The following is a 12,527-nucleotide window of genomic DNA, read 5'->3' as shown; positions in this document are numbered from 1 at the left end:
ATTTTCCCATATTCTCTCACCATTAATTCTGATGAATAAAACCAACATGAGATAACACTCTGAATGGTAGACCAAATTTTAACCTTGAAAGAGGTGGCTGCTTACCTAAAGTTGGCCGAAAAAACAGCCTATAGATTAGCAAGCGAAGGAAAGCTTCCTGGTTTCAAAGTCGGCGGTTCTTGGCGCTTCAAACGTGAAGACCTTGAAGCGTGGATAGAAGAGAATAAGAGCAAGCAATGACATTAATAAATCTCAAAGACTTAGAAGCGCACCTTTGGCATGCGGCCCATATAATCACGGGCCCAATCGACGCTTCGGATTACAAAACCTACATATTCCCAATCCTATTCTTTAAGCGTATCTGTGATGTTTACGATGAAGAATTCGAAGAAGCGTTGGAGCAAGTGGGTGATGAAGAGCTTGCGAAAGGCGATATGTTTCACCGCATTCAAATTCCAGCTAACTGTCATTGGAAAGATGTGTTTGCAGAAACCAAGGATATTGGCCAAGCCCTAAAAGATTCATTCCGTGGCATTGAGCTAGAAAACCCACAGCTGCATGGCATTTTTGGTGATGCGAGCTGGACCAACAAAGAGCGTCTATCAGACGAACTGCTATCGACACTACTCAACCATTTCAACAAGGTTAACCTTGGCGTATCGAGTGTGCGTAATGATGATATGGGCCGTGCTTACGAATACCTCATCAAGCGCTTTGCTGATAAAGCAAACAAGAAAGCAGGTGAGTTCTATACACCGCGTACTATTGTTCGTCTTATGGTTAATATTCTAGACCCACAAGCTAATGAAAGTGTTTATGACCCAGCTTGTGGTACAGGCGGTATGCTGCTTGAAACCATTCACCATGTTAAAGAGAACGGTGGTGACCCACGTCTCCTTAAAATCAAAGGTCAAGAGAAGAACCTGACTACCGAAGCCATTGCTCGAATGAACTTGTTCCTACACGGGCAAGAAGATTTTGAAATTGTTCGTGGTGATACACTTCGTGATCCTAAGTTTCTGAAAAATGACCAACTAGAAAACTTTGACTGCGTAATCGCAAATCCACCATTTAGCTTAAAAGAGTGGGGTTATGACTATTGGACAAGTGATCCATATGGCCGAGCAAGCTTTGGTTTAGCTCCAAAAACCAATGGTGATTTTGCCTGGGTGCAGCATATGTTTGCTTCATTAAACGATGAAGGACGCATGGCGGTAGTGCTGCCACATGGTGTGCTTTTCCGTGGTGGTGCCGAAGGTAAAATTAGAACCAAGCTATTAAAAGAGAACCGCATCGTAGCGGTAATCGGCGTGGCTTCAAACTTGTTCTACGGCACTGGCATTCCTGCTTGTATTCTCGTATTGCGTAAAGCAAGACCTGAAGAGCATAAAGACCATGTGCTGATTGTGAATGCGGAAGATATCTTTACTAAAGGCCGAGCGCAAAACACCTTGTCAGAGCCTCAAGCTGATGAGATCTATGACATCTATCAGAAGATGCGTACCAAAGGCCCGAAAGCAGACGATATTGAAGGTGTCGCACGTTGGGTGCCACATAGCGAGATTGAAGAGAACGATTTCAACTTGAACATCGCTCGTTATGTACAAAAGCCGCTAGAAGAAGAAACCATTACGGTTGAAGAAGCATTGAAAGATTTCCAGCAAAAATTAGCAGCCTTAGAAATGGCTGAACAGGAGCTCGAAGCTTTGTTGAACAAGGAAGGTTTTGAAATATGAAGTTAGAAAAATCCTATTCAATTGAGCTGAAACGAAACATTTCTCCTGTAGAAGCAGATCTTAAATATCGTGAAGGTAAAATTACATCCAAGTTCGCATTTGAATGTCCTGATGACAATTGCCATGCAGCGGTAACATGCGCCAATTTGGATAGACCAAAAGAAAAAAGAAAAGTAGAGCCTTACTACAAAGTCGTTGAGGTGCATTCCGAACGATGTTTGATAGGAAAAGATCTTTCTGGGGTTAAGAGAAAGAAATCTAAATATTCCGATTATTCTGATACTGATGAATATATTTCAAATGCAGTTAGGTTGAACTTGCGTCCTCACAGCACGAAGAGACCTGTTGAAAAAGACGACATGCCGGAAGATGAGTTTATCACTAAAGGGCGACCGATACGTGAAAGTGATGGAGAAGAGAGCAAAAGGAAAAAACAAGCTTCGAAAGTACTTTCATCCATGGTTGATTCATTTTTGAACGATGAAAACATCTTAGTGCAATTACCTGAAATTGGTACTATGCCAATTCAAGAGTTGTTCGTTGAAATTGATGGGCAAAAGATAGAAAGCTTTGCTGATGAGTTCAGAATCTACTTTGGCAAAGCATGGTTCAATAAGCATGAAGCTGGTTATTCAGTCGTTTTTGCTAATAGGCTAGAGCATGACGAAAATGTTGTACGCCCTTCATTTTTCATTCCTAATAGTTTGATAGAAGAGACATCTTACCGACTATTTCAAGAGAAAAAGCTAAATGGGTTATTGGATAAAAAGCCAAGGCTAGTTTTTATTGCTAGTGAAACTGGACCTTTCTGCAAGGACAAATACATCAATTTCTGGCTTGAAGGGCTTGAATACTTGGAATATCGCACATAATGAACAAGAACAAACTAGAAGACTTACTTTGGGGCGCTGCAGAGTTCCTGCGTGGCCAAATTGATGCGTCTGATTACAAGCAGTACGTATTCCCACTGCTGTTCTTTAAGCGTCTATCGGATGTATATCTAGAAGAGTATAACGAAGCGCTAGAGCTGCACGAAGGTGATGCTGAATATGCGGCTATGCCGATGTACCACCGTTTCGATATTCCAGAAGAAGCAAGCTGGGAGAAAGTTCGCAACACTAGCAAAGACATTGGTGAAGCGATTCAAAATGCTTTGCGTTTGATTGAAGCAAAGAATGAACGACTGCACGGTGTATTTGGTGATGCGCAGTGGACCAACAAAGAGCGCTTACCAGACCATTTGCTATCAGATCTTATTCAGCATTTCAGCAAAATCCCGCTAGGTATTAAGTCTGTTGCTCAAGATGACTTGGGGGAAGCTTACGAGTACCTGATCAAAAAGTTTGCGGATGATTCAGGGCATACTGCTGCCGAGTTTTATACCAACCGGACAGTCGTGCATTTGATGACTCGTATCATGAAGCTCAAGCCTGGCGAGAGTGCGTATGATCCAACCTGTGGTACGGGTGGTATGCTGCTGAATGCTGTGATGGATTTACGCTCTCAAGGTGAAGAGTGGCGCGGTGTTCATTTGTATGGCCAAGAAGTAAACCTGCTAACTTCTGCCATTGCACGTATGAACATGTTCTTACATGACATTGAAGAGTTCGATGTTATGCGTGGTGATACCTTAGGCGACCCTAAGTTTATTGAGAATGATCAGCTTAAACAGTTTGATGTTATTTTCGCTAACCCACCGTATTCCATTAAAAAATGGAACCGTGAAAAGTTCGCGGCTGACCCGTATGGGCGCAATATGTACGGCGTGCCACCACAAGGTTGTGCAGATTACGGTTTCTATACCCATATCATTAAAAGCTTAAAGCCTGATACTGGCCGCGCGGCCATGCTTTGGCCTCATGGGGTGCTGTTCCGTGACTCAGAGCAAGCGATCCGTAAACAGGTGATTGAATCTGACATCATTGAAGCAGTAATCGGCCTCGGTCCAAACTTGTTCTACAACTCGCCGATGGAATCGTGCGTAGTGGTGCTTAACTGCAATAAGCCAGCTGAGCGCAAAAACAAGATTCTCTTTATCAATGGTGTAGAACATGTAACCCGCGAGCGTGCTCACAGCCGCTTATCTGATGATGATTTAGATGTGCTCTGCGAAGCTTATTTCAAACCAGATAACCAAAGTGACATTACTGCGTTGGTTGATTTAGACACTATCAGTGAAAACCAACATAACTTATCTATTCCACTTTACGTCAAAGCTAAGGTTAGCGGGGAAGTACATGATACCGAACATGCTATTGAGGCATGGAAAATCAGCCGTGTGCAATTGAGACAACAGACTAACAAGTTATTCCAGAGCCTTGCAGAGCTTGGGTATACCGTTGAAAGCAAGGTGGAGCAGTAGATGAAATACCAAAATATTCCGGATGGCTGGCAGATGGTTAAGTTTGGCGAGATTGCTAAGCAAATATCTAAGCGCGTCGAACCTAGCGAAACCGACTTAAGTATTTATATTGGCCTAGAGCATCTAGACCCAGGTAGTTTGAAAATTAATCGTCACGGTGTCCCTGGCGATGTTAAGGGACAAAAGCTACTCGTTAAAAAAGGTCAGATAATCTTTGGTAAGCGTCGAGCTTATCAGCGTAAGGTAGCTATTGCTGGTTTTGACTGTATTTGTTCTGCCCATGCCATGGTATTGGAAGCTAATACAGATAAGATAGTCCCAGACTTTTTACCATTCTTTATGCAGTCTGACGAGTTCATGAATCGTGCTGTTGAAATTTCTGAAGGCTCTTTATCACCGACAATAAAATGGAAAGTGTTAGCGAATCAGGAGTTCATGATCCCAAACCTTGAAAAACAAGGAGCTACAGTTGAGGTGTTAAGAGGCATAGCCAATGATTTAGAGCACATAGAGCTTGCACTTGAATCCGCCTATAACCTCAAGCAAAGTGTATTAGCTAACTTTCTATTAAAAGGTATTGGCAATAAAAATTTCATCGATTCCAAGTTTGGTAGTTACCCCGAAAACTGGCAACTTGTAACTGTTGGTGATTTAACCTTGGAACATAAACAGGGCTTTTACACAACAGAAAAGTATGCTGCTGAAGGGTGTTATTTAGTTCGAATTTCTGACCTTGATAATCCTAGGGTTATTTTTGATGAGATGCCAAGGTTGAAAGTGGATGCTAAGACGGTCGAGCAATTTAAAGTCGAGAAAGGCGATTTCTTATTTGCTAGAAGCGGAACTATTGGTCGATATGGTATTTATGATTCTGAAGAAGAAGCTATTTTTGCGTCTTATGTGATCCGCTTTCGATTCAACGAAGAAAAAATACTGACTAGTTATTTTGGTTATTTTTATGAGTCAATCTTGTGTGCTAGACAACTAAGAGGCATAGCGCAGCAAGGCTCAAATGTAAATATAAATGCAGAAAACATTAAAAAACTAAAAGTACCTCTTCCATCAATAGATGAACAAAAGGAAATACTCAAGATTATTAATGAAGTTGAACTTTCAATTGAAAAGCTTAATAGCAAGAGAGAGACAACAACAATATTGGTCAAATCACTATCACAAGAGATGATAGGAGGATAGATGTTTAACGAACAAACCGTCACAGAAAATGGAATCATTGACCGTTTAAGAGGCTTGAGCGGAGTTAAGTGGAATTACTGCCATGGTGAAAGCTTACCCAAACAAACACACGATATCTTCGTCGATACCTGGCTTAAAGAGGCGCTTTGTTCGTTAAACCCTGATATTGGAAACAATCCCGACTATGCCGATGAGGTGATCTACAAACTTCGTGGCTCGATGTTGGAAGCTAAGCATACGGGCTTAGTTAAAGCCAACGAGAACTTTCATGAGTGGTTGATGGCAGAGAAAAGTCTGCCGTTTGGTGAAAATGGTGACCATATCACTATTAAGCTGATTGACTTTGATACTCCTGAAAACAACCATTTTGTTGTTTCTCAGCAGGTTCATTTCATTGCCGCGACAGAAGTGTTTTTCGATATCGTTCTTTATGTGAATGGTATCCCGCTGGTGGTGGGAGAAGTAAAATCTGCTACTCGTCCAAGTGTCACCTGGCAAGATGGTGCTGCTGATTTTATGGGTGGCCAAAAGTACTATTGGGAAAATGTTGAGCCGTTCTTCGTGCCAAACCTTCTGTGCTTTGCTTCTGAGGGACGCACCTTTGCTTATGGTGCTATTAATGCCCGAGTGAAAGATTGGGGGCCATGGCATAAAACCGATCAGCGAGATGAGATTCCAGCTAGCTTAGCTACCGTACTTGATAGCTGTGAAGGTTTGTTAAACCCAGAAACCTTGCTGCAAATGCTTGAGTCTTTCGCGCTGTTCTCTACTGTTAAAACAGGCAAAGACACCCCACCTAAACGCATTAAAATTCTGCCTCGTTATCCGCAATTTGAAGCTGCAAAACAAATTGTAGAACGTGTAAAAAAAGGCTACCCGAAAAAAGGGCTTATCTGGCACTTCCAAGGCTCAGGTAAGTCTTTGCTTATGCTTTATGCCGCTCGTATGCTCCGGGCTGATAATAAATTGAAAAATCCAACCGTCTTGATTGTGGTAGACCGTCGAGATCTCGATAGCCAAATCAATGAAACCTTTGGTGGAGCGGATGTTAAAAACCTCATCAAAGTGCAAAGCTGTAAAAAGCTTGGTGAGCACATAGAACAAGATAGTCGCGGTATTTTGATCACCACCGTCTTCAAGTTTAAAGATGTCGAAATCGATGAGAGCAATGAAAACGGTCTGAACAGTCGTGACAACATTATTGTGCTGGTGGATGAAGCGCACCGTACTCAAGAGGGCTCCCTCGGCGATAAAATGCGCTGGGCGCTGCCTCATGCTCACTTCTATGGTTTAACAGGTACGCCGATTTCTGGTATCGATCGCAATACCTTCAAACTCTTTGGCGCCGAAGAGGATGAAGGGCGCTATATGAACCGCTACAGCTATAAGCAATCCATACGAGATAAAGCGACCAATGCAGTGAAGTTTGAGCCTCGTTTGGCTGAGCTTCGTGTAGATCGTGCCGCTATCGATGAAGCCTTTGAGCAAATGGTCAAAGACAACGATCTGGATGATGATGAGAAAATGGCATTGTCTAAACGTGCTGGCCGCCTAGCGATTATGCTGAAGGCGCCAAAACGGATGGCTGCGGTAAGTGAAGATATTGCCAATCACTTTGTAAGCCATGTAAAGCCAAAGCAGATGAAAGGCATGGTTGTGGTCTATGACCGAGACGCTTGTGTTCAGATGTATTATTTACTCGGTAAGAAACTAGGCTTTGATGCGGTTGAAGTAGTCATGAACGTCGATCAAGCACCGATCAAAGATGAAGACGCAAGTAAGAAAGGCAAGGTTAACAAGGACTGGCGTAAATGGAAGCAAGACCTTGAGCTGCCTATCAAAGAGTCCGACTTTGAACGTTGGCAAGAGATTGATGGTAATGACCAAAAGCAGAAGAGCCTGATTGAAGATTACAAAGATCCTAAACAACCACTTCAATTGCTGATTGTTACCGCAAAACTGTTAACCGGATTCGATGCGCCTATCTGTTACTGCATGTACTTAGATAAGCCATTACGTGACCATACTTTGTTGCAGGCAATGTGTCGTACTAACCGTTTGTACGAGACGGACAACGTTAGTAAGCAAATGGGCCTCATCATTGATTACCTTGGCGTATTTGAGAACTTGCGTACCGCACTTGCTTACGATCCTGAAGAAATCGATGGTGTTGTAGAAGGCATTGAGGCCTTTAAGGAGCTCCTGCCAGCTCAGCTAGATAAGTGTTTAAGCTTCTTCCCTAACGTCGACAGAACCATCGACGGCTTTGAAGGAATTATGGCAGCGCAAGCTTGCTTACCGACTAACGAAAAGCGTGATGAGTTTGCAGCCTCTTTCGGCGTATTAGCTAAGTTATGGTCTGCAATTAACCCAGATGCTTTCCTTACGCCTTACAGAGCCGATTATAAGTGGTTGGTACAAATCTATGAATCAGTTCGTCCGGTAGGGCAGACAGGCTCTCTTGTTTGGGCAGCGCTAGGCCCAGAAACCATTAAGATGATTCACGAACATACTGACATCAATCGTATTCGCGATGATATTGATGAGTTGGTGATGGATGAGCACGCAATCTTCACCTTGACTGAGAAAGAGCAAGAGAAGCGCGCAAGCCAGTTAGAAATCGATCTAATGGGCCGCCTACGTGGCAGCGGTAATCCTAAGTTTATCGCTCTCGGCGAGCGCTTAGAAAAACTACGCCAAGATTATGAAGCTGGCGTAATCAAAGCAATAGACTGGCTTAAAGGACTACTTGATACGGCTAAAGATACAGTTCAAGCCGAACGTGAAACGGGCGATTCTCCAGTAACCCAAGAAGATAACAAACAAGCACTAACCAAGCTGTTTTTAGAAACTCGCCCAGAAAGTACGCCTAAGCTAATCGGCGATGTTGTAGAGCAGATAGACAAGATTGTAAAAGCCAAACGCTTTAAAGGTTGGCAGAGCTCGAACAGTGGCCCAAGAGAGATTCAAAAGGCACTGCTACTGACACTTGCTCAGTTTGGTTTAGGAAAAGACAAAGAACTGTTCGCCAAGGCGTATGGTTATATTGAGGAGCATTATTGATGAGCAATGTACATTCGCGATTTAGTCATGGGAGTGAGTGGGTTCGAGCTGATTTCCACTTACATACCCGCGCAGATAAAGAATTCAAATATTCGGGCAGTGAGAATGATTATATCAATAGTTATATTGCTGGGCTCGAACAAGCGGGTATAGGCCTTGGTGTGATTAGCAATCACAATAAATTTTCACTTGATGAATTTAAACAAATTCGTAAAAAGGCACGCAAGAAAGAGATTGGACTACTTCCGGGAGTAGAGCTATCAGTCAAGGATGGGCAGGCAGGTATTCATACTTTAGTTATCTTTTCTGATGAATGGATTATCAATAAAGAAAATGAAAACTATATACAGAGCTTTCTAAATGTCACCTTTGCAGGGCAAGCTAATTTTGAGCAAGAGAATGCACGTTCAAATCATGATTTAAAGGAAACGATACGTGAGCTCGATAAGTTTGAAAAAGACTACTTTTTAATCTTTGCTCATGTTGAAGCGGATAATGGCTTATGGGGAGCACTAAAACCTGGCCCGATTGGTGATTTATTTGCCAGTGAAACATTTAGAAAGCGAGCTTTGGGGTTCCAAAAAGTATCGACCCATGACAAACGAATCAAGCTTGCCTCTGTAATGGACGGGTACTTGGTTGCAGAAGTTGAAGGGAGTGATCCCAAAAGTATCGAACAAATAGGTAAAGGGAAAGCAAGCTACCTCAAAGTTGGCGACTTTGTATTTGATGCTGTGAAATTTGCCCTGATTAACCATCAATGTCGTGTGAGTGACAAGCCGAAAAAGATAGAGCATTCACATATTGAAAGTATTCATTTTGAAGGTGAAGGTTCACTTGGCGGTCAAATAGTCACTCTTTCTCCAGAGCTGAATACATTAATTGGCATTCGAGGGAGTGGCAAATCTTCACTGCTAGAAGCAATTCGATACGCCTTAAACATTCCACTAGGCACTAAGTCTATGGATAAGGAATATAAGCAAGGGCTGGTACATCATTTATTGAATAATGGCGGTGCGGTATGTATCAACGCGGTAGATCGACATGGGCAGCCGTACCAGATTAAGAGAATCAACAATCAAGCTCCTGATGTGCTAGTTGATGGCGTTATCCAGCCTGGTGTGTCCATTCGTGAAACTGTATTACACAACCCTATTTATTTTGGTCAAAAGGATTTATCAAGCAGCGGCGAAGGGTTTGAAAAGGATTTAATAGAAAAACTAGTGGGCGATTCACTTGAGCCCATCCGCCAGAAAATTGCAGACAAGAAACAAGCAGTCCTAGATATTATTGGCAAAATTAAAAAACTGTCGAGTGACAAGCAAACTAAACAAGAGTGGACTCAGAAAAAGCAGGATGCTGAGTTCAGCTTAAAAATCTATCAAGACAACGGTATTGAGGAAAAACTCCAGAAGCAGATTGAGTTTGATCGAGATGAGAGAAAACTCAAGGATGCAACCGATACTGCCAGGAGTTTTTATTCAGATCTTCAAGACTTCGTTGATGAACAGAAAGGTGTTCTCCAACTAATAACTCACTACCAATCTAAAGAAAATGAGGTTTTCTTTGAAGAGTATCGCAAGCTATACCAACCAGTATTAGAGCAGCTTGACTTAATGGCAAAAATGGTTGCAGGGGCTCCTGAGCTTATCGTGCAGCTAGAAAGTAAGTTGCAAAGTTTTGTTGAGGCAAAAAACGCAAATAAAGAGGCATTTGCCGAGATGGAGCGTAAGCTCTCTGCCGAACTTCGAGAAAAAGGTGTTCAATCATTAAAGATCGAGAACTTCAGAAAGATAAAATCGCAGATAGAGCAGGCAAGCAAGGTATTAAAAGCGTTAGATTTGAGTGAGAGTAAGCATCAGAAACTTAGAGGCGAGTTGAGTTCTGAACTAGCTCAACTAGAACAGTTAAGAATCGAAGAGTTTAATCAGATCGAAAAGTGTATTGAGCGAATCAACCAAAAGGAATCGCCACTAAAAATATTGGCGACCTATAAAACAGATGCAGAGGCTACTTTAAAGGTTATGCAGGATGCTTATAGAGGAAGTGGTTTGCGCTCAACTACTCTTCAGGGGCTTGTAGGGAAGTTCGGCGATTTTTGTACAATGAGAGACGCTTGGGATGAGGTTAGGAAAGAGGTTTCTAGTTATGAAGTGTTCAATGAGTATTTTCAACGAAATATTGAAGATTTTTTAATTTGGCAAGTGCCTAACCAGTTTGAGATCGAATACCATGGCAAAGCATTAAGGCATCATTCCTTAGGGCAGAGAGCGTCCGCTTTGATGCTTTTTGTGTTGAGTCAACAAGATAATGATGTTGTTATCATCGATCAGCCAGAAGATGATTTAGATAATCAAACGATTTATGATGATGTAATAAAAATGCTGGTTCAGCTTAAACCGTCGACCCAGTTTATATTTGCAACTCACAACGCAAACATCCCAGTACTTGGTGATGCTGAGCAGGTAATTTGTTGTCACTATGAAGATCAAAAAACAGGCCTAGAATCAGGCAGCATTGATAACAAGCAGACTCAACAGCAGATAGTCTCAATAATGGAAGGTGGTCAAGAAGCCTTCGAAAAACGCAAACAGGTGTATGAAGTATGGAAGTCATAGAGCTTATTGAATTAATTGCTCGTGGTGAAGATAGCAAGCATCAATTTAAAGAAAGAGTCACTCGCGCTAAAGATATAGCAAAAGAGCTAATTGCTTTTAGTAATAGTCAAGGGGGAAAGCTGATTATTGGTGTAGCTGATGACCATAGTGTGAATGGTTTATCTAGTGACGACCTTGAAACAAGTAATCGATTGATTGCAGATGCAGCAACCAACAATGTAAAACCAGCTATTAACCTGACTACTGAGAATGTTGAACACCCAGACGGTATGGTGATAGTCGTCACTATTGAACAAGGCCTTCGTCCTTGTGCTGATAACGATGGGCGCATTTGGGTGAAAAATGGCTCAGACAAACGTGCGGTTACAGCAATTGAAGAAATGCAGAGAATGTTCCAAGCTGCGACTTTAGTGCATGCAGATGAGTTGAAGGTGCCCAATACTTCTGTTGACGATATTGATGCCGACTATTTTTCAGAGTTTTTCCAAAACGTTATAGGAGAGGAACTCTCCACTCAAACGCAAAGCTATGAAGAACTGCTAGAGTCAATGAACCTATTCAAGGAAGGAAACCTTAATCTTTGTGGTGCTCTTTTGTTGGCAAGGCAGCCTCATTTTAAGCTGCCTGCTTTTGTTGTAAAAGCAGTTGCTTTCCCTGGCATAGATATTACAGATCAAGATTACAATGACAGTAGAGATATCCAAGGGAAATTAGGGGTTACTTACCAAGAGTGTATGAGCTTTATCCTCGCAAATATACGTCATGTCCAAGCTGGGCAGGGTTTTAATTCTGTTGGTGAGCCAGAAATTCCCAAGATCGTTTTTGAAGAAATTGTGGCAAACGCTTTAATTCATCGGGATTACTTTACACAGGCGCCAATCAAGTTATTCGTTTTTTCTGATCGAATTGAAGTTATTAGTCCAGGGCATTTACCAAACAATCTAACCATTGATAATATTATCAACGGAAATTCAAACAGCCGAAACCCGATTATTTCTTCTTTTGCAAGATATGTTCTGCCATACCGGGGGATTGGTAGTGGTGTTCAACGAGCACTGAGAAATTGGTCAAATATAGATTTCATAGATGATCGAGATAAAAATGAGTTCAAGGTAGTAATAACGAGAGACTCATAAAGGGATGTGTAGCATGTTAACAATAGTACTATTTTGATGGCTTTTTATAAGTAATACCCTGAGTAATACTTATGCCATTACTTTTTGGTAATGTCATTAATTTTCAGTGTGTTAATGATTTAACTCTGCCGCCTCACTCTCGCCACATTCTAAAAGGTCTGATTTATCAGGCCTTATTTGATATCTGAAGGTTCTACATGATAGCAATAGCTCACAATGGAGCTAACAAATGCTACCACGCTCGTATCTTTAGTGGCGTTATTCGAGAGCAACATATGCTTGATTTGTGTTCAGAGTAGGCGCTTAAACATCACACTAGATTTACGGCGTTCAAAGTTCTGCGGATGGCTTTTGTATAAGATTTTCATCACAGAATCTAATTCATTTCTAATACTTTATCGCCTTATGCAACCGAGCC

The 12,527-nt window shown here is 41.9% G+C and carries 8 protein-coding genes; all 8 read left to right on the top strand.

What is annotated here, in order from left to right:
* Nucleotides 1-63 precede the first annotated feature (63 nt).
* The 8 genes from mads1 to QTN95_RS00560 are packed head-to-tail and all read left to right on the top strand — an operon-like array spanning nucleotide 64 to nucleotide 12,109.
* Nucleotides 64-240, top strand: coding sequence for a methylation-associated defense system helix-turn-helix domain-containing protein MAD1 (gene mads1, locus QTN95_RS00595; RefSeq protein ID WP_009842282.1), 177 nt, complete (start codon nucleotides 64-66; stop codon nucleotides 238-240).
* On the top strand, nucleotides 237-1,736 hold the full coding sequence (locus QTN95_RS00590; RefSeq protein ID WP_331415955.1) for a type I restriction-modification system subunit M: 1,500 nt from the start codon (nucleotides 237-239) through the stop codon (nucleotides 1,734-1,736). Before mads1 ends, QTN95_RS00590 begins: the two co-directional genes overlap by 4 nt.
* Nucleotides 1,733-2,608 (top strand): hypothetical protein, encoded by an 876-nt coding sequence (locus QTN95_RS00585; RefSeq protein ID WP_331415954.1) that lies wholly within the window; start codon nucleotides 1,733-1,735, stop codon nucleotides 2,606-2,608. The genes QTN95_RS00590 and QTN95_RS00585 overlap by 4 nt, the downstream gene beginning before the upstream one ends.
* Nucleotides 2,608-4,098, top strand: a complete 1,491-nt coding sequence (locus QTN95_RS00580) for a type I restriction-modification system subunit M (RefSeq protein ID WP_331415953.1) — start codon at nucleotides 2,608-2,610, stop codon at nucleotides 4,096-4,098. The genes QTN95_RS00585 and QTN95_RS00580 overlap by 1 nt, the downstream gene beginning before the upstream one ends.
* Nucleotides 4,099-5,292, top strand: a complete 1,194-nt coding sequence (locus tag QTN95_RS00575) for a restriction endonuclease subunit S (RefSeq protein WP_331415952.1) — start codon at nucleotides 4,099-4,101, stop codon at nucleotides 5,290-5,292.
* A complete protein-coding gene (locus QTN95_RS00570; RefSeq protein WP_331415951.1) occupies nucleotides 5,293-8,355 on the top strand; it encodes a type I restriction endonuclease subunit R in 3,063 nt (1,020 codons plus the stop codon).
* A complete protein-coding gene (locus tag QTN95_RS00565; RefSeq protein WP_331415950.1) occupies nucleotides 8,355-10,973 on the top strand; it encodes a TrlF family AAA-like ATPase in 2,619 nt (872 codons plus the stop codon). Before QTN95_RS00570 ends, QTN95_RS00565 begins: the two co-directional genes overlap by 1 nt.
* Nucleotides 10,961-12,109 (top strand): RNA-binding domain-containing protein, encoded by a 1,149-nt coding sequence (locus QTN95_RS00560; protein WP_331415949.1) that lies wholly within the window; start codon nucleotides 10,961-10,963, stop codon nucleotides 12,107-12,109. Before QTN95_RS00565 ends, QTN95_RS00560 begins: the two co-directional genes overlap by 13 nt.
* The last annotated feature ends 418 nt before the right edge of the window (nucleotides 12,110-12,527 follow it).

The organism is Vibrio sp. M260112, assembly GCF_036533775.1.
Lineage (GTDB): Bacteria > Pseudomonadota > Gammaproteobacteria > Enterobacterales > Vibrionaceae > Vibrio.
Note: the sequence above shows the minus strand (reverse complement) of the source record. Positions and strands in the feature narration are given on the sequence as shown.